The sequence below is a fragment of the Vibrio ishigakensis genome (assembly GCF_024347675.1).
GTDB lineage: Bacteria > Pseudomonadota > Gammaproteobacteria > Enterobacterales > Vibrionaceae > Vibrio > Vibrio ishigakensis.
In genome coordinates, this window is the sequence record NZ_AP024882.1 from 218,091 (window position 1) to 236,856 (window position 18,766).

17 protein-coding genes and 1 tRNA gene are annotated in these 18,766 nt (G+C 44.9%); 6 read left to right on the plus strand and 12 right to left on the minus strand.

Features of this window, described 5'->3' with window-relative positions; genetic code table 11:
- From Pcarn_RS14795 to Pcarn_RS14810, 4 genes are all read right to left on the minus strand, one after another.
- Positions 1–1,419 carry an ATP-binding protein gene (locus Pcarn_RS14795; protein WP_261836693.1) on the minus strand — a complete coding sequence of 473 codons (1,419 nt, stop codon included), beginning with the start codon at positions 1,417–1,419 and terminating at the stop codon, positions 1–3.
- Between the two features lie 622 nt (positions 1,420–2,041).
- Complete coding sequence (locus tag Pcarn_RS14800; RefSeq protein WP_261836694.1) at positions 2,042–2,233, minus strand: hypothetical protein; 192 nt, start codon at positions 2,231–2,233, stop codon at positions 2,042–2,044.
- Positions 2,217–3,512, minus strand: coding sequence for a tyrosine-type recombinase/integrase (locus Pcarn_RS14805; protein ID WP_261836695.1), 1,296 nt, complete (start codon positions 3,510–3,512; stop codon positions 2,217–2,219). Before Pcarn_RS14805 ends, Pcarn_RS14800 begins: the two co-directional genes overlap by 17 nt.
- Before the next feature lie 70 nt (positions 3,513–3,582).
- Positions 3,583–3,657, minus strand: a tRNA-Gly gene (locus Pcarn_RS14810).
- A 219-nt stretch (positions 3,658–3,876) separates the two neighbouring features.
- Between Pcarn_RS14810 and Pcarn_RS14815 the strand changes: the two genes are divergently transcribed.
- The 4 genes from Pcarn_RS14815 to eno all read left to right on the plus strand — a co-directional run bounded on the left by Pcarn_RS14815 (position 3,877) and on the right by eno (position 6,655).
- A complete protein-coding gene (locus Pcarn_RS14815; protein WP_261836696.1) occupies positions 3,877–4,236 on the plus strand; it encodes a glutaredoxin family protein in 360 nt (119 codons plus the stop codon).
- Positions 4,237–4,454: 218 nt separating this feature from the next.
- Positions 4,455–4,673 carry a hypothetical protein gene (locus Pcarn_RS14820; RefSeq protein ID WP_261836697.1) on the plus strand — a complete coding sequence of 73 codons (219 nt, stop codon included), beginning with the start codon at positions 4,455–4,457 and terminating at the stop codon, positions 4,671–4,673.
- Positions 4,674–4,858: 185 nt separating this feature from the next.
- Positions 4,859–5,110, plus strand: coding sequence for a hypothetical protein (locus tag Pcarn_RS14825; protein ID WP_261836698.1), 252 nt, complete (start codon positions 4,859–4,861; stop codon positions 5,108–5,110).
- 258 nt (positions 5,111–5,368) lie between these two features.
- Positions 5,369–6,655, plus strand: a complete 1,287-nt coding sequence (gene eno / locus Pcarn_RS14830) for a phosphopyruvate hydratase (RefSeq protein ID WP_261836699.1) — start codon at positions 5,369–5,371, stop codon at positions 6,653–6,655.
- 36 nt (positions 6,656–6,691) lie between these two features.
- On the opposite strand, the gene Pcarn_RS14835 is transcribed toward eno, so the two are convergent.
- A complete protein-coding gene (locus Pcarn_RS14835) occupies positions 6,692–7,315 on the minus strand; it encodes a Crp/Fnr family transcriptional regulator (protein ID WP_261836700.1) in 624 nt (207 codons plus the stop codon).
- A 134-nt stretch (positions 7,316–7,449) separates the two neighbouring features.
- Here Pcarn_RS14835 and Pcarn_RS14840 point away from each other — a divergent pair, with 134 nt between their 5' ends.
- Positions 7,450–8,277: a sulfite exporter TauE/SafE family protein gene (locus tag Pcarn_RS14840; protein ID WP_261836701.1), complete on the plus strand. Its 828-nt coding sequence runs from the start codon at positions 7,450–7,452 to the stop codon at positions 8,275–8,277.
- Positions 8,278–10,146 carry a glycoside hydrolase family 127 protein gene (locus Pcarn_RS14845; protein WP_261836702.1) on the plus strand — a complete coding sequence of 623 codons (1,869 nt, stop codon included), beginning with the start codon at positions 8,278–8,280 and terminating at the stop codon, positions 10,144–10,146.
- A 75-nt stretch (positions 10,147–10,221) separates the two neighbouring features.
- Here Pcarn_RS14845 and Pcarn_RS14850 read toward each other — a convergent pair whose 3' ends face one another.
- From Pcarn_RS14850 to Pcarn_RS14880, 7 genes are all read right to left on the minus strand, one after another.
- The gene (locus Pcarn_RS14850; RefSeq protein ID WP_315972707.1) at positions 10,222–11,175 is read right to left on the minus strand and encodes an IS3 family transposase; all 954 of its coding nucleotides are present in this window, start codon (positions 11,173–11,175) and stop codon (positions 10,222–10,224) included.
- Positions 11,064–11,567 carry a helix-turn-helix domain-containing protein gene (locus Pcarn_RS14855; RefSeq protein WP_261833299.1) on the minus strand — a complete coding sequence of 168 codons (504 nt, stop codon included), beginning with the start codon at positions 11,565–11,567 and terminating at the stop codon, positions 11,064–11,066. The genes Pcarn_RS14850 and Pcarn_RS14855 overlap by 112 nt, the downstream gene beginning before the upstream one ends.
- 125 nt (positions 11,568–11,692) lie before the next feature.
- On the minus strand, positions 11,693–14,764 hold the full coding sequence (locus Pcarn_RS14860; protein ID WP_261836703.1) for an alpha-mannosidase: 3,072 nt from the start codon (positions 14,762–14,764) through the stop codon (positions 11,693–11,695).
- A gap of 4 nt (positions 14,765–14,768) precedes the next feature.
- Positions 14,769–15,050 carry a SemiSWEET transporter gene (locus tag Pcarn_RS14865; protein ID WP_261836704.1) on the minus strand — a complete coding sequence of 94 codons (282 nt, stop codon included), beginning with the start codon at positions 15,048–15,050 and terminating at the stop codon, positions 14,769–14,771.
- 79 nt (positions 15,051–15,129) lie between these two features.
- On the minus strand, positions 15,130–15,951 hold the full coding sequence (locus Pcarn_RS14870; RefSeq protein ID WP_261836705.1) for an alpha/beta hydrolase: 822 nt from the start codon (positions 15,949–15,951) through the stop codon (positions 15,130–15,132).
- Between the two features lie 8 nt (positions 15,952–15,959).
- Positions 15,960–16,763 (minus strand): TrmB family transcriptional regulator, encoded by an 804-nt coding sequence (locus Pcarn_RS14875; protein WP_261837343.1) that lies wholly within the window; start codon positions 16,761–16,763, stop codon positions 15,960–15,962.
- A gap of 198 nt (positions 16,764–16,961) precedes the next feature.
- Complete coding sequence (locus Pcarn_RS14880) at positions 16,962–18,737, minus strand: glycoside hydrolase family 13 protein (protein WP_261836706.1); 1,776 nt, start codon at positions 18,735–18,737, stop codon at positions 16,962–16,964.
- Positions 18,738–18,766 lie beyond the last annotated feature (29 nt).

Here is an 18,766-nt window from a genome sequence, read left to right on the forward strand (position 1 = left end):
TCAGCTAAATAATTTATCAATTTGTTTTATTGCTTGGCTTTGATTCGAGTGGAATGGCTCCATACCAATTATCATAGCTCTAAAGCTATCATGATCTAATTGGGCGTAGATATTTCTAAGATATCCAATACTTTCGTATACTTGCTTGTCATCCAATTCTTGCTTATCAAATTTTTCAGTCTTGCTAGCGTATTCACTATAGAAATGCTCTGCAGGGAATCCAGTACTGATAGAATCGATTAGATTGTATAATTTTCGTTGCGTTTCTGAATCAAGAGAATCACTGATATCTTGAATAAGAGGATGCTCTTTATTTATTAAATATTCATATGAGTTAGATTTTTGTATTCTTTCCCAAATTGGGTATGTCACATTTCTTACTTGTTTATACCCTTTTTGTTTTATAACTTTTCTACCACTATACTCTATGTTGCTGATTATATTTCTGAGTTCGTTTCTTACTGAAATAGGAGGTGCAGCATTAGCTTTTTTAACGTCAATTTTCCAAATGCTATCTAGTTCATTTGTAATATCCACTCTTATTCTAATAAGCTTATTTAGCTCCGACTTAGGTATAACCCTAAACCAGTTGGCTTTTATAATGAGTCTTTTATTCCGATATACATAGAACCCCTGATTTTGAAAGTAACCCTCTTTTCCACCATAGAGTTCATATTTTTCAGATGATACTTTTGAGTGATGAGGAAGGACGTAGGGCTGAACTTTTACCTTCGAGTTATTGATATTTATAGTTTTTTCAGTTAACTCCACGGTCGCTACTTCATCTCGACAAAATGGATCGTAAGCCTCTAATTTATCATTGTTAAACAGTATAACTATTGGCTTATTTTTTCCTTCCTTAGCATCCAGAAATCGATGAAATGTTAAAGATATGTGCTCTCTGGCATTACTCATTAGTTCATTAAATTTTGTTTCCTTAATTTCCTCAGAATCAAAATTATCTATTCTGTCGAGCTTTTTCCAAAGTACAACGGTCCCACTATCCTCATTGTTTAATAGCTTTACTGCTTGGATCAATTGTTCATTTTCTTGGAAGTCGTCTGTACCTAGAATATTCAATTGCCAGCCATTGTGGCTAGTCGCGATTTCATCCAAATCCCACTGCATGGCAGATAGAGTGTTATCTTTTTTAGTTATTACAGTTAGTTGACGTGCTTGCGAGAAAGAGGCTGTTTTCAATCCAAGCCCAAATCGACCCAAATCATCTTTACTTCGAGTATTAAGTGGATTCTTGCTACCTAACTTCATTGCCTCTAACAACTCTTGATACGTCATACCTGTACCGTTGTCGAATATCTGCACCCATGCTTTGCCATTCAAGTACTCAAAATCAACATGGATTAGGGATGCCTCTGCACTGATACTATTGTCTAGAATATCGGATAGTGCTGTTTCCATGGAATACCCGATATCACGAAGTGATTCTAAGAGCGAACTAGGTGAAGGTTCCAATGTAAAATGTTTCATATAAAATATTTTCTCACTCAATTAAATAAAGCATATCAGTACGCAAAGACATTAATATATGAATTGACCATAGAAACATGATTCGGTTCATATAATGGAGTTCCTCGTTATGTAACATTCATTTACGGGCACTATCACATTCGTACTAGAACACTCTTAGATACTACTTAAGTATTTCTCAAATTACTTATCACTATACGCCACAGCTAATGTTCTCTTCTACAGCATTTCACCTAAATTACTCTCAATAGGGACAAATACTGTCTTTTTAACAAATAATTGTACTGGCTATACATATAATAGTTCCCACCATTATTATAAAGTACCTCGTATCTATAAGTTTGTCTATTCTTGATTCTTACACGGTTGTTGGCGTTGTTGACTGACTAGTTAATCCTTTAGTAGCTTCTACGCTCTAGTTCTATGTAACAGGTAAAAGGGTGCAAACAGGCAAAGTCAAAGTGAAACCTTAAAGTTCGATTTATCAGTCAGATTTGCAAACAGTTCACACATTCGGATTTCACGGCAGGACACAAACTCAGAGCTCGCGATTTTATTTAGACCAAGCTAAACCAAATTGCAGGTATTGCAGGTATTGCAGGTATTGCAGGTATTGCAGGTATTGCAGGTATTGCAGGTATTGCAGGTATTGCAGGTATTGCAGGTATTGCAGGTATTGCAGGTATTGCAGGTATTGCAGGTATTGTCGACTAATTCCTAAAGTCGTTCTAGTCGTTTCTAGCAAAAACCTTAAACTCAATCCGGTTTACTGCCAGTTGCAATCGCACCAAGCTGACCCGCTTACCATAGCGCCCATAAGTCATTGTTTGTTTGGTATGACCAACAATATCAGCAATTTCGTTCTCTGCGATACCTTCTGATTGTGCAGTATCTATGAAGGTATGACGTAGCCCATGGAGAGTCGGACGATCCTTGCCGTGAAAACCCTGTTGAGTCAATACTTTAGCAAACCGTTTCCCAAATTGTTCAGACCAACAATTATTTTGACCATATGGTTTTATATCGAATAGTTTTTTCTGATATGTTTCAGCACGTTGATTTACATAGTCAAGGAATCCAAGACTCAACAACTTATTATGTAATGGCACATGTCTTATCGAAGCGCGGCTTTTGATACTCTTGCCATCATTCTCATTTATGCTGATACACCAAATATCCCCCAACTTCACCACGTCCTTCGTACTCAGTTGACAAATTTCACTAACTCTAGCACCAGTGAATAACAAGAGGTGCGGGATCCAGTAGTCCTCCAACTTTTTTTGATAGTTGAGATGAGAATCATTTGATCCTATAACGCCTGTGAAATTATCGTGAGAAAACAGTCTACCCAGCTCTTGTCTGCGCCACTTTCGGCGCTGTTCTGATGCTAGCCGACCATCTGACTTCGCCTTAACTAATCCGAATGGATTGGCTCTGGCATACTCCATCAATATAAGCCAATTGTAGAACTGCTTTATCGCTGCTAGATAGTCTCTGACCGTCTTCGCAGATAAACGTTTCTCATACAGTTTTTTCAAAAACCCGCTAGCTTCTCTTGCAGTTATTTCTTCAAATGGTTTATCAGTTGCTTGGATTAATGATTGTATCCGCGAGCGCATTAGGCCTAGGTTTTTCGGTTTAACTCCCTCAGCTTGTTTAAAGTCAATAAAGCGGGTAACTAAATCCTCTCGGGAAGGATTGGTATGTACTTTCCTATCTTGTTGCTTCTCTACGGGTTGATTGTGAGCAGGCAGGATTCCCTCAGATAAAAAGGAATTGCAGGCGATCAGATTTAACTCTTCCTTCAATGAGCTAATAAAAGTTTTAGCGTCGAGATCGCTTTCCTTCATAGCTCTAGCGATGAGGGTTCGGGCTTTTTGTAGTATTAGAAGAGATCTATCAATGGCGGTACTACGAGACTTAGTTCGCAGAGAAAACCTTACTTCGGCAGGGCATCCACTAACTGCCAGTTTTTTGGGTAGGTAAATTCTAGAATAGTAGTTCGAATTACGATTCTTAAACATGTACATCGTGACACCTTGGCGTTCTAGGTACAGACTACTTTGCTTAAGCTGTTGAAAATAATGATAATATTGGAGCGTGCAGCGGGAATCGAACCCGCATCATCAGCTTGGAAGGCTGAGGTAATAGCCATTATACGATGCACGCATCATCGTGAAGACAATTTCAATATGCCACATCTGGTTGAAAAGAAAAGCCCTAAATCGACGACAAGTGATTGTTTACTCGTTTTTTATTCTACTTGAACAAACCTTGCTCACTTATTCACAAACACACACCATTAACACTCTAGCTACAAATTGACTCAAAGTCCGTTTTACTTCAGCATGTGCCTAATTATTAACATGGAAGACACTTAGAACAGTTATGAAACTTATCCGAATAATTCTTGGCAAGATCATCTTGCTACTCGATTTTGTATTCACCCCGCGCGGTGTAAAGCGCTCCGAAGATGCTCAGCTACAGGCTGACAGCAAAGCCAACGACCTCACCCTATATCAATTTGAAGCCTGCCCTTTTTGTGTGAAGGTCCGTCGTGAAATGAAGCGTCAATCGGTAAAGATCGCGCTTAAGGATGCGAAGAAAGATGAGACAGCTCGCGAAGAGTTACTGTCAGGCGGCGGTCGCGTAAAGGTGCCTTGCCTCAAGATCAACAAAGATGGCCAAGAGACTTGGATGTACGAGTCTTCAGATATTGTTGCTTACCTGCAAAAAGAGTTCGCCTAGTCACTTTTCTCTAGACAAAAAAATACGCCCTATAGTTGGGGCGTATTCATACTATCTTGTCTTTTTCTATATTCCCTATAGACAATCACAAATCCAATCTGAACAATTTTGACGCTTAACCAGATCATACTTGTCCTCATGCATTCACAGGGATTATAAATAATATGTAACCAGATGTGTAGGTTAGATGTGAAACTTACCTATTAAGGGGTATAAGAATGTTCAAAACAGATAAGAGCAAAGTCAAAGAGCTATTGATAGCCACGCGCTTTGGCGTGTCTGCATCAGAGATGGCTACCATCATAGGCGTTGATCCCGTAAAAGCACTCAAGATCATTCGTCAACTCAAAGAAGAAGGGGAAGACATTCAGAGCTTGGGAGAAGGCAATAACCCTGAACTGCTGGTGCTCTACTCTATCGGTGAGATAGAAAACTAGTTAAAACAAAATGTTACAAGCGCTGTCGGTAATTTATTTGAATTTAGTCTTTGCTGTCCTATTTTGCTGATATTCCCCTGACTTATCAGTGTTTTAATGTATTGATAAAAATTACAAAACAAAAATGAACCAATAACGACTACAACCAGTACCAATATTGTCAGCAATTTTGCTAGGAAAGGATTATGCATAGACTCAACCAAAAAAGCTTGTCCGCTTTAGACTCCATTTTGCAAGACCTCGGCGAACTCTCCTCAGAAGAAGCCCTTGCTACCTTGATGTGCGGCTTAAACATCGTCTCAGAATACACCTTCGACCTCGATCAGATTGATGAAGGCAAAGTTCTCACCACAGTACAAAACGCAGAAACTCAGATTCAGATCATCAAATCCAGCCTCAAACAGCCCTCTCCTATTCAAGAGGACATGGCGGTTTAGTCACCCAACTCCTCTCACTTTCATCCTCTTCTACACTTTAGGTCTGATTTGCCAAAAGCAGGCCGTGTAGAAGAGGAGACATATGCCTCCCCGAAAGTACCTTTTAAGTCTGCTCAAAATAAAAAAGCGGTACGTAACTTTCCAAACTTGCAACCCAGGTGATATTGATTATCACTTGCAACAAGGCTACATTGGTGAACACGAAGTAAGGCCGAACTTTAAGCAAAATAACTGTTTCTACTAACCAGGAGATAATCCATGGATTTTTCAATTGAGAACATAGTCGCCCGCGAAATACTCGATTCACGCGGCAATCCAACCGTTGAAGTAGATGTAACACTATTCTGTGGCGTTCAAGCCCGCGCCTCAGCGCCATCAGGGGCTAGTACAGGTTCAAGAGAAGCGCTAGAGCTAAGAGATGGTGATGACAGATTTGGTGGTAAAGGTGTGGCGCAAGCGGTCAACTTTGTGAATACCGAAATTGCGCAAGCCTTACTTGGTATGGACTCACGCGAACAGCGCAAGATAGACACTACTATGATTGAGTTGGATGGCACAGAAAACAAAGCACGCTTTGGCGCCAATGCCATACTCGCTGTATCCATTGCAGTGGTTAAAGCAGCTGCACTGGCAGCGGAAGTCCCTTTATATCGCTATATCGGTGGCGTATCCGCTAACGTCCTACCTGTTCCTTGCATGAACATACTTAATGGCGGTGTGCACGCTCGCTGGCAAGGACCTGATTTCCAAGAATATATGATTGCCCCTATCGGCGCTTCTTCTATGCGAGAAGCCGTTCAATGGGGTAGCGAAGTGTATCAAGCCCTGCGCAAAGTGCTGCTCGATCAAGGCTATTCCACCGGTGTTGGTGATGAGGGTGGCTTTGCACCTAAGGTAAACTCAAACAAAGAACCCCTTGAACTGATTGTTCAGGGCATTAAGGCAGCGGGCCTGCGTCCGGGTGAAGATGTAGGTATTTGCTTAGACCCTGCCTCGAGTGAGTTCTTTGAAGATGGAGGTTATCAGCTTCATTCAGAGAACCGCAAACTCAGCTCGGCGGAGATGATCGACTACTATGCTGCACTTGTAGACGAGTTCCCTATCATTCTTATCGAGGATGGATTAGCCGAAGATGACTGGGACAACTGGCCTCTGCTCAACCAAAAACTTGGTAGCCGTATTGAGATTGTCGGTGATGACCTCTTTGTGACCAACACCAAATACATAGCCAAAGGCATCGATTTAGGCGCAGCGAATTCGGCCCTTATCAAACTAAACCAGATCGGCTCTCTGACCGAGACCATAGACTCGGTAAACCTATGTTACTCAGCGAACTGGGGCGCTTTTGTTTCTCACCGCTCGGGTGAAACAGTAGACAGTTTCATCGCCGATATGACGGTAGGTTTGAGCACGGGTCACTTAAAAACCGGTGCTCCATGCCGGGGCGAACGCGTTGAGAAATACAACCAATTGATGCGTATCGAGGATGAACTGGGAAGTTCTGCCCGATTTGCTGGTCGTGGAGCATTTCAAAACCTCGACTAACCACTAAAAATAGAAAAGGCGCTTCAAGCGCCTTTTTTAATCACCAGCTAGCTCATCTCGATAGGCCTTGAGACCTTGGATAGAGCTTACTTGAAGTTTTCGACTCTCTGAATCAAGGATCCCCATTCCCTTTAGTTCCTTACAGAAACGAATCACAGTGGTGGTGTCTGTACCACTGTATTCTCCGACCTCTCGATAGGTCCACTGATATTCAGGATGATTGTCGAATAGATGATAAATGGCATCCATGATCCTAACCTTGGCGCTGTTTGAGGTCATCTGAGTCAAACGGTTCTCGGCCTCGCCTAACTCATAACATACACCTCGCACCAAAAAGCCCGAGAGATTACTCGATACGCTATCTAGCTCGGTAAAGGTGCTGAGATTTACCTGAAGTAACTCACTTGGCAACATGGCTCTTGCGGTAGAGCGATAGTCTTGCTTGGTGAACAGTGAGCGATACCCAAAGAAGTAACCAGGGCCATAGATACGCAGCAGGCTCTCTTTGCCTGATTCTGTGGTTTGGTAGAGACCTATCAGTCCAGATTTAACATAAAAGAATCCTCTGGTTGGGGCACCGTTTCGGTACACCACTTGATGCTTGGCATAGTCACGCTCATCCGTATAAGCGGTAACCTCTTGCAACACCTGATTGATCATACTAACTATTACTTCCTAAATGAGACCGAGCCCAGAGTTTAACAGCTTTTGCGAGCCATTTATGATCGTCACTATAAATCATTGAGAGTGTTCAAATTTAAACTCTTGTCATCTGATTTTTGAAGTGACAATCCATGCTTCCCGACATCTCCTTTTTGTATGAAATCTTAGCTAGCGGCGACGTAATGCTTAAGCTAGCTATTGGCTTTACCTTCGGCCTCAGTCTTGGGCTCACCGGCGTTGGTGGTGGGGTGCTACTCATCCCGCTTTTACAGTTTGTGCTTGGGATGCATACGGTACTTGCAGTAGGCACCGCAAGCATTATTGCTTCCATAGTGAAGCTCAGTGCTGCTGCTACCCATGTAAAACAGCGCAACGTCGAATGGCAACAGGTCGGCCTGATGTTTTTAGGCGCTGTGCCTCTAACCCTTATCAGCACTCAAGTGATCGTGACTCTCAATGGCAATCCAAACTATCAGGTGGCGCTGAACCAAGCCGTTCAGGCCATGATAGTGCTGGTGATGTTGGCGTCACTGCTACTAGTAATTCGAAAGTATCGCTCGGAGCATAAAGCTGTTGAAATAAAAGCGATCAGCAAACCCAAGCGACGCACCTCTCTTCTGTCTGGGATGTTTTGTGGTTCTCTGCTTGGCTCAACGGGCGTTGGAGGTGGGGTGATACTTCTACCTCTGCTCAACTCGGTGATCGGCGTGAATATCAAGCGCGCTGTGGGCTCGTCGGTGGTGTTATCCCTGATGCTGTCTGCCATCACCGCCTGGAATTACACCAAGAATGGCCAAGGAGATATGGCGACCGCTGCTATCCTAGTAACCGGGTCAATCGCCAGCATTCCATTAACCAATTACCTACTAAAGCGCATCAGCGACCAAAGCGTTTATCGCATTACCATTGGCGTTATCGCGCTAAGCCTAATTATAACTATTGCAACTGAGGTTCTATAGATGCAACGTACCCTACACGCACCTCTGTCGGGCAAGATTTCCCCGACAGGCTGGATTAAACAGCAACTGGAATTTGACCTTAACCAAGGTTTTGTCGGCGCACTCGACAACCTAGTGCCAGACCTCATCGTCGAAGATGATATCTACAACTCTCATCGCCTTACCAGCAAAGATAAAGCGAAAGATGTCGGCGCTGTGGCACAAGATGCCGACTGGGAAGTTCAGTACCTATGGTGGAATTCGGAAACCCAATCGAACTGGTGGGATGGTTATGTGCGCCATGCGCTGCTTGTGGGCGACGCCCTGCACAAGCAGAAGGTTGAGAATTACATCGAGCGTATCTTAGCGAGCCAGGATGAAGACGGTTATCTCGGTATCTATGCACCGGATCTGCGTTACAAAGCCAAGGGTGAGAATGGCGAGCTATGGGCGCAAGCGTCACTGCTGCGCGTGTTACTTGGTTATTACGAACACACTCAACGTCAAGATGTGCTTGATGCGGTAATCCGCTCGGTCAGCCGTACCATGCAGGCTTGGCCTATTGGTAAAAGTCACCCATTTAACGTCTCTGAGCCCTATGCAGGGGTTGGTCATGGCTTGGTTTACACCGATGTTCTTGATCGTCTTTTCGACTACACCCAGGATAGCCAATACCTAGACTATGCTAACTTCCTGTATCTGGATTTTTGCCAATACGAGCTATGTGATAACGACATCATGTGGGGTAATCTACTGGATGAAGAATATAAATTCCAAGGGCACGCGGTTCATACATGGGAGCACCTGCGTCCGCTAGTAGTGTCCTGCTTTGCCTCAAACAGTCCACTACTAATGCAAGGTCTAGAGGCCTTCTTGAAGCGCCTACCTAATTACCTCACCCCATCGGGTGCGCCAATTGGTGATGAATTCATTCTGGGTAAATACGTTGATTCAACCAAGGTTGGCTATGAATACTGTTCACTACAAGAGTGGCTAGATTCACTGATTATCCTGACTCGCAATAGTGGTGACCTCAACTGGCTCGACGAAGTAGAGAAGATCTTCTTCAACGCTGCCTTAGGCGCTCGTCACCCTGATGGCAAAGGTATCGCCTACCTCAAGACAGACAACTCTTATTCCATGACCGGTGATGCAGGCTGTCATGAATGTGGCGGCACAGTGCATGAGGTGCAAACCCGCTATAAATACTCCCCAACTCACCAAGAAGCGGCGGTATGTTGCGTACCAAACGCGGGACGTATTACCCCATACTTTGTGAAATCAATGTGGCTTGAACAAGAAGAGGGAGTATTGAAGGCGCTGTATGGCCCAAGCATCTTCCAAACTGAAATCCAAGGCATCAAGGTTGAATTTGAAGAGGTCTCTACCTATCCGACCGAACTCAACTCCACTATCCATGTGCGCAGTGAAAAGCCTGTTAACTTCACCCTAAGCCTACGTGTACCAAACTGGGCAGAGACTGTGCTTATTGACGGTGAGCAAGTTAGAGTGCAAAACGGTATGGTTGCGCTTAGCCAAGAGTGGCATGAAGCGAGCCTAGATATCGAGTTTATTACCACACCTAAAACACACTTAGACCAGCAAGGTGAGCGCTTCTTCAGCTACGGTCCTTTGGTGTATGCCCTGCCTCTTGAGTCTGAGCAGGAAATCGAGCGCGAGTTCTTACAAGGCCGCTTTGCGGATCGTAAATATCAAATGAAAGAAGAGTTTGTACCACTGACGCTTGGTGAAGAGCAACAACCGATTCTAAATGAGGTAAACAAGGTTTCTTTGTGTGGTCACAGGACACCGAGTTTGAGTGTTGGAGGGCTGAACTTAAGGCCGATGGCTGAGACTATTTTGAGGCAGGTTACGTTTGCTGGGGAATGATTAAGGTTCGCTGGTAAGAAGATCCCGGATAACTACTTCGTAGTTGAAGTGCCCCCTTAAAGTTAGACATTTCTCTTAAGCAACTTTCAAGGCTTGGTTTCGATATTCTATCGGAGTCAGGCCTTTCAGTTTCACTTTGATTCGCTCAGTGTTGTAGTAATGGATGTACTCTTTGATGCTTCTAATCAAGTCATCCGCGTTGTCGAAGTCCCGACCATGATACATCTCCGTTTTAAGTAGACCGAAGAAGTTTTCCGCCACAGCATTGTCTAGGCAATTGCCCTTTCGAGACATGCTTTGTTCTATTCCACGTTCTCTTAGCATCCTGACGTACAACTTGTGTTTATACTGCCAACCTTGATCACTGTGTAGTAATGGCTGAGTTCCTTTTGGGAGCTTGTTAATCGCAGCTTTCAACATATCTAGTACCAGCGGAAGTCGAACATGTTTTGTCACCTGATAAGACACCACTTCTTGATTGAAGAGGTCGATGACAGGTGATAGGTAGACCTTCTGTCCTTTGACCTTAAACTCTGTAACATCAGTAACCCACTTCTCATCTGGCTTGGATGCAAAGAAGTTTCGGTCGAGCTTATTCGGTGCTGCATAAGCTAACTCTCCTTTATGGGAGCGATACTTTTTCGGTCTAACAGTGGATTTAAGTCCTAGCTCTCTCATTAATTTGTAGACCGTTTTATGGTTTATTTGAATGCCCCTATTTCGCAAGGTCCAGTAGATACGTCGATAACCGTAACGACCTTTATGCTGATAAAAGATACGAGTAATAAGCTCACGCTCACTAGCATAGTTCGAGGGTTTCTGAGCCACCTTTACTTGGTAGTAAAACACACTCCGAGCAAGTTTTATCGCTCGCAATAGGTACTTAAGAGGATGATCAGGCTTTAGAGCTAAAACAGTCAGCGCTTTTTCTTGGTTTGTCCTTCTTTTTCCAGTCTTAGCTCCTTCAACTTTTTTAAAACCGCATTCTCCGCACGAAGATATAGAAGCTCCTCTTTTAGCTCCTCTAATGTCATCTCATCGTCTGGTTTGTTGGTAGTGTGCGATTTAGATTTCATAGTGGCTCGTCCTCGCGATCTTGGCTCAAGCCCTACGACACCAGAGTCTTGGTACTGGTGAAGCCACCTAGATAAAGCAGATGGAGTAGAGAGGTTGAGCACAGCGCTTGTTTTATTGATCGACCAGTTGTTTTCCCACATTAGGCATAAAGCGTCGAACTTCGCTTTCGCTGTTGTGAGGTGTTTATGAAGAAACGCTTGCTCGCCATTCTCTTCATAGACACGCGTCCAGTATCGTATTTGTCTGGAGTTGACATTAAATATCTTAGCGAGTGCTCTAGACGATATTCCGTCACTGCATTGCTTCGCTACCGATAGTTTAAACTCTCTGCTGTATTTGGACATAAAAAGACCCACAATAATTGGTTGTCCAACTATTGGGGGTCAGTTCAAGTTTCCGGGATGACATTGTTAAAACGCAAAGATTTTCGTCATACCGGAATTTCTGAAAGAAATATCCGGTATCTGTATTACTGCTGAACCACTCGAAGCGTCTTCACCTCAAACGGCGTAAACACAAGCTCAACCTTGCCTTCACTGGCATCAAGTAACGCTGTCAACTCCTCCATCATATTGACTTCACTCACCTCAGAACCGAAGTAGCTCACATCAACAGACGCCGTTTGCTTTTCACCATGCGTTTCAAACAAGCGAACAATAATCCCTTTGCCATCTTCAGCAGGCTTCAAGGTTTCAATCACCACAGCGCTGTTGTCGCAATTCACAACCTGAGTGCTGGATAACAGTGAACCTTGCTTAACCGCAATAGGCGCTGCTACTAGATCTCTTAGCGCATAACCCTGCTCTACCACACCACCCTGTTTGTAATCGCCAGCGTGGGTGAAGATAGAATAACTAAAGCTGTGCTCACCAATGTCACCAAAGTTGTTCTCGGTGAAGTCAGCATCTTGCGGGTGACCAAACTCAGAGCCCGGTTTTTTCTGCGAGCGTAGCAAGGTGATCTCAAGCTCTTGGTCTTTTACGCGGTAGCCATACTTGGCGTCCGCCATTATCGCAATACCTTGCTCACCATCACTCACATCCACCCAGCGGTGTGCGGGAATCTCATCCTTGGCCATGGCAAAGCTATCGTCGCTATGGGTTGGTCTATCGATAACGCCAAACTGGATATTGCACTGCGCATCCCTTGCCTCGACCGTGATTGGGAAGTTTGCCTTGAGCGATACATCCTGTTCTTGCCAATCGACATGGGTATTAAAATCAATGCGACTGCTGCCTTCAAGGATACAGATCTCTTGAGTGAGCATAGAATCGCCATAGCGATATACCTGCTTGACCACAGCGTTCGGTCCACGGGTAAAAGCACTGGTTTCCACAAGCTCAAGGGAAGATGACTCTCCGTTTCTGTAGTCATCAGCAAAGTCCCACGCGGCATATTGAGTGGCGCGTTCTTTGTAGGCCGTCAAAAGATTAGCCATAGGTTTAGAGATGAATTCTCGATTCAGCTCCTTATTGAACACTGAGACTATCTGCCCAGCTCTGTTGAACTCCACCTTCAATTGGCTATTTTCAAGGCACAGTGGCGATGCGCTTGGCGCAATAAACTCGGCGCTGTTTGGTTCAATCACTTTATAACCCATAGCTGGCACACAAACCTGTTGCCAGTTGCCTTCGAGCTCCAGCCACTGATTGCGTGAGAATGGCGACAGATTGTAAAGCATATAAGGCTTTGCAAAAGATGAGGTATTGATGCCTGCTTCAAGCTTAGCTTTTTGCAGGTCAATCAGCTCTTTAGCTTTGGTGGTTAATCTAACGTAATCCACCTCTGCTTCCTGATAGACCCGTACGATCGAAGAGCCCGGCAGAATATCGTGGAATTGCAGGGTTAATGTATCTTTCCAAAGGCTATCCAACTCAGATTTGATACTAAAATCGCCATTGATAGTCATCAAGGACTCCAACTGTCCAAGCAGAAACTCCATATCACGATTGCCCTGCTTGGTGCGAGATTCGGTAGTAAAACAGCCTTGGTGCGCCTCGAAATAGAGCTCGCCCTGCATGACGGGTAACTTGTCTCGGTAGCTATCTACCCTCTCAAAGAACGCATTAACACGGCCGTTTTTAGCTTGAGGCAAACCGTCGAGATTTTGAATACGCTGAAAACGCTCAATATGCTCTTCGGCAGGACCACCGCCGCCATCTCCGACACCATAAACCATCAAGGCTTCTGGGCAGATCTCTTTCTCTTTATAGTTGGCTTCAAGCTTAAGTGAAGAAGTCGCGCGAGCACGGCTATCATAGGTGTCTTCAGGGAAGTTGTGCATGATGACCTCTGAGCCATCTAACCCCTGCCAGCGGAACATATGGTGTGGAAAAGGGTTCACCTTATTCTGAGACAGCTTTTGCGAGGCAATATATTTAACCCCAGATTTAGCCAAGATCTGTGGCAGTGCTGCGGTAAAGCCAAATACATCCGGCTCCCACAGATAATCAACGCTCTGCCCGAAATGCTGCTCAGTAAATTTGCGACCGTACATGATCTGACGGATCAGAGACTCACCACTGACTAGATTCAAATCTGATTCCACCCAAAAGCAGCCTTGAAGCTCAAAGCGCCCCTGCTTAACTTGATGTTGGATCTGCTTAAACAGTTGTGGATGGTCTTCCTTCACCCACTCAAACAGCTGATACTGGCTCGCTCCAAACAGATAATCCGGGTACTTTTCAAGATTAGCCACAGCGGTGGTAAAGGTGCGCATCGCCTTACGTCTGCCCTCTCTGAGCGGCCACATCCACGCAAGATCCAAATGCGCATGCCCGGTAGCGGTAATATCTACGCTGCCTTGTCTAGCCGGTTCATCATAAACCTCTGAGAGAATGGCCCGGCACTGCTCTATTTCATCTTTTGAGTATTCAACCAAGGTTTGGTCGACACGTTGCATAAGCTGAATAAAGCGCTCAAAGCGAGCGTCATTATTCTCTAAAGTCAGACTTTGAGTGGCCTGCGCACCTTTAGGCTGATGAGAAACAAAGCCTTCATCCCCCTTAATCCAATCAATCAAAACTTCGAGGTCATAATAGAGTGCTTTGAGCTCACTATTACAGGATCCAAGATGCGCATCGGTAATAATACCGCCGTTTTGTACGTAACCAAACAGGTCGTTACAACCCGCATCTACCCACATCTCAAACTTATCGCCCGCCATTTGATCCAGTTCAACCACCCACTTACCTGGTTTATCTGGCGGGATACCATAAGAAGACATCTTGTTGGTGATGCCACGAACTGGATTGCCTAGGCTATCAAACACTAGACCCTCTCCACCTACATCCACCATAAGCACTAGCTCATCTTGATATGCTGGCACCGGGCCCGAGAGCTTAAACCACGCACAATCAAACAGACCACCCCAGCTATCACCTATGGTGAGTTCTCGATATTCTCCTTGAGCTTTATCGGTAAACGAGAGCGGTTCTTTAGAGAGCCACCCCTCTATCTTCAGCTCTGTGAGCGGCTGATAGATTTGGTGCCCGACCCTGTTTAGGAGCGCTGTAATATTATCTGGTACAGAAATCGACATAAGATTACTCCTTACACAAAGCTGGCTTTTTCAGGGTGTGTTTTATCTTGATGATCCAGATGATGCTTGCCAGCAATAAGGTAATGGCATTGGCGAGCATCACAGGAATGTCAGAAACGATGTAGCCATAGGTCATCCACAAGAAGACACCCATAATAAAGATGGTGTACATACCAAGGGAAATAGACGAGGTATCTTTGGTTTTAAGAATATGGATAACTTGGGGAATAAAAGCGCAGGTGGTACAAGTGGCCGCAATATATCCGAGGACAATTTCGTTAATCATTTCATTTTCTCCAGGCGTCAGAAAATAGAGCCACCCTGCTGGAGAATGGCTCAAATTATAAAAGTGTTTAATTTAGAAATTATTTAAAGAAGAAGCTCAGCATCTCAGGGTAGCGCTTGGCCCAAGCGGACTCGGTGTGTTGCGCTCCCTCATCAACAATATATTTAAGGTCGATGTTAGCCTTGGTTTCTAATAAAGCGTTGGCCTCATTAGAGCCATCAAGATAGATCTTCTCAAAACCGATACCACGACCACTGCTCTCTTGTGTGCCCATATCCATGTAGACCTGAATCTCTTGTTCAAGCTCAGTGGCTTGCAGGTAGTCAAACATGGCCGGCTTGTTGAACCAAAAGGCTGGAGAGAAAACCCCCGCTTTAGAAAACACATCCGGGCGCTGCATGATGCCGAACAAGCTAATAAAGCCACCCATAGAGCTACCCGCGATTACGGTATTGTCGCGCTCGGACTTAGTGCGGTAGGTTTGATCGATATAAGGCTTAAGGGTATCGGTAATAAACTCGATATAGCGAGCGCCATCGCCCCCGCTCTGATACACAAGAGGATCCCAATCCGACAAGATAAAATCTTGGTCCATCTTCCATGGTGAGTATTCATACATACGACATAGGCCATCAAACTCAGAGCCGTTGTCGATACCCACAACAATAACGCCATCTTTGCCTTCAAAGAAGCTGTCTACATTGCGCGGGATCTCCCAGGTATCGCCACCATAAGAGATAGATGAATCAAATAGATTCTGACCGTCATGCATATACACCACTGGGTAGTGGCTGTCAGAGTTGTGATAATCCTTCGGCAGATAAACGCGAATGGTTCTGGTGCGCCCCAACTGAGGCAGTTCAAAATTATCAATAACTAGGTAACGGTCTTTATCTAGCATGTCAGGTCCTATTTGTTGGACATCTTCTTCTCTTCATCCAGAACCATTTCGTTGGTCTGTTCATGAATCGTATTGATGCGGATTGGCTCTATCGCGGAGTTCTTCTCGTACTCGGTCAGATAGATGTCGTTATGAATATGTTCTGCGGTCATCTTCACCATCAAGCGGTTGTTGGTATACAAGCCCTTGGTCTCTTCTCGATGAGAGAAGATAAGCGCCAAAGACATGTCCACCACCAGCATAAAGCGATGAGATGGGTATAGGGTTTCTTCAATGTTGTGGCGCGAGAAAGACTCCATCTTTTCATGGGGTTTTTCGATGCGGTTGAACGAAAAGCCGATAACGCGCACGCCACGCTCGATGGCATCGCAGATCTCTTCTTTGAAGATGTTCAATCTGAAGTCTGAGTTCATATAGATCTCAACTTCAGCCTGATTAATCAGCTCTTTCGCCTTCTGTACCACGTTGTCATAACCAGTGAGGTTATAAACAAATTCTTTCTCTTCCTGGAGCATCATCTTGGAGAGCTCTTTTTTCAGGAAGCCAATATTTTCAACCGTCTTCTTTTCGATCTGGCTAAATATCAAATCTGGAGACTTGGCCTCGTATTCTTTAGTGTCACCATCGGACATAAAGATATAACCATTGTTATAAAGGTTATCGATCGAGGAGTAGACGGACGAGCGGGATAATGAAATTTCCTTGGCGATTTTATAGCCACTCGCTCGGCCGTTCTTGAGTAGATTGATATACACAAGCGCGTCTGTTTTGGTAAACCCAAAGTCCATTAGCTTTGTCACAAGATCTGGCACGGTTTGTCCTCTAAAACTATTCACAATCAGCCCTTTAGATTACCACTTAGTGCTGGGTGCGTCATGACGCCTAACCCATTGAATTCACACTTCACAATTATTCGATAATGATGCGGGCTCTAATAAACCTGCATAGGTATCGATTTTAAGGATTTAGGCTTGCTGCGCTCTTTACTCAGTGCACAGCAAGCGACTATTTTATTTACCTAAGATTTGATACCCGTATGGTGCAAGAGTCAGTTGTTGACCGTTCACCTCTACCGATTTTTCTTGCTCTGAGTTATTCAGAACAAAAGTCAATCGGCCTCGTTGATACGCCACACAGCTGTCGTCTGCCACTTCGATCCAGTCGATAGACGCATCATTTAGCTCTGGATAGCCAAGGCGCATCTGGATCATCTCTTGAATGAAGGCTTTAAACTCAAGGTCTTGATTCTCTTCTTCCCAGATCATGCAGCGACGGTTTTGGTCGTAGGTCATGCCACGCTCGCCGGTCATACCGATCTCGCCACCGTAGTAGATACAAGGAGAACCTACTTGCGTGAACATAAACAGATAAGCCAGTTTTGCCTTGTCTTTATTCTCACCGCACAGGCTCATGATACGAGTGGTATCGTGACTATCTAGCAGGTTGAACATCGCCTTGTTCACGTTGCGTGGGTAAGACATATATGAACGGCTTACGTCATCAATGAAGCCTTGCTTGTTAGAAAGGTTCAGTGCAAAGAAGTCCGTTACCGCCTGAGTCATTGGGTAATTCATCAGTGAGTCATATTGCTCACCACGAAGCCACGCCATACCTTCATGCCAGATCTCACCTAGGATGTAGCAATCCGGCTTGATGCCTTTTACTACGCGGCGGAAGTCACGCCAGAACTCGTGGTCAACCTCATTGGCTACGTCCAAACGCCAGCCATCAATATCGAACTCTTCAACCCAGTGACGCGCTACATCTAGAAGATATGCACGACACTCTTCGTTCTCTGTGTTGAGCTTTGGCATCTCAAGTACGTTAGCGAAGGTCTCGTAGTTGAAGTTCCAAAAGTCCCACTCGCTCTTCGGCGTATCAGGGTAAACAGGGAACTCGTTGATCCAGAACCAGTCCGCATACTTAGACTCTTTGCCCTTCTCTACCACGTCTAGCCATAGGGGAGATTGGTCACCGATGTGGTTGAATACTGCATCCAGCATCACCTTCATACCGCGCTTATGCGCCTCTTTGACTAGCGCCTTAAACGCTTCATTGCCACCGAAGTGTGGGTCTACATTGTAGTAATCCACAGTGTCATATTTGTGGTTAGCATTCGCGGTAAAGATTGGGCAGAAGTAAAGGCCGTTTACACCTAGGTCTTGCAGATAATCTAGCTTATCGATCACGCCCCATAGGTCACCGCCCATAAAGTTGAATGGGTCAGGGTCAGTGCCCCAAGGCTGAACCCCTTCTGGAGAGATCTCAGGACGACCGTTAGCAAAACGCTCAGGGAAGATCTGATACCAAACCGTCTTTTCTACCCACTTTGGCGTGTCTAGCACGTCACGTGGATTCAGATAAGGGAAGCAGAAGAAGTTACTGATGTTGCTGCACTCAGCCTCAGCTACTTTAGGGTCGCGGATATCCACAATACGCTTCTCGCCATAGATAATCTTCTCACCATCTTTACCCTCTAGGATGAAACCATAACGGGTACGACGCTTAGGTGGAGCGAACTCAGCGAACCAATGGTCGTGATGCTCAGTCTGACCTTCAAGCTCCATCTTCACCTCGTTGCCACCAACCCAGCCGTGTGCTTCACTGCCGCCAAGGTTACCCCCGTCTAGGCCACCTTCAGCCCAGTGGTAAGGGTCACCAATCCACAGTACCACGCGCTCAACTTCGTTTTTCGCGGTGCGCAGTCTCAGGTGTAAAGTCTCTGTATCGAAGGCGTAAGCATCCGCACTCTTTGGCGTGTGCGCAATAGAGCTCTTAGTAATCATATTATTGTGTTTCCTAAATCTTTATTTTT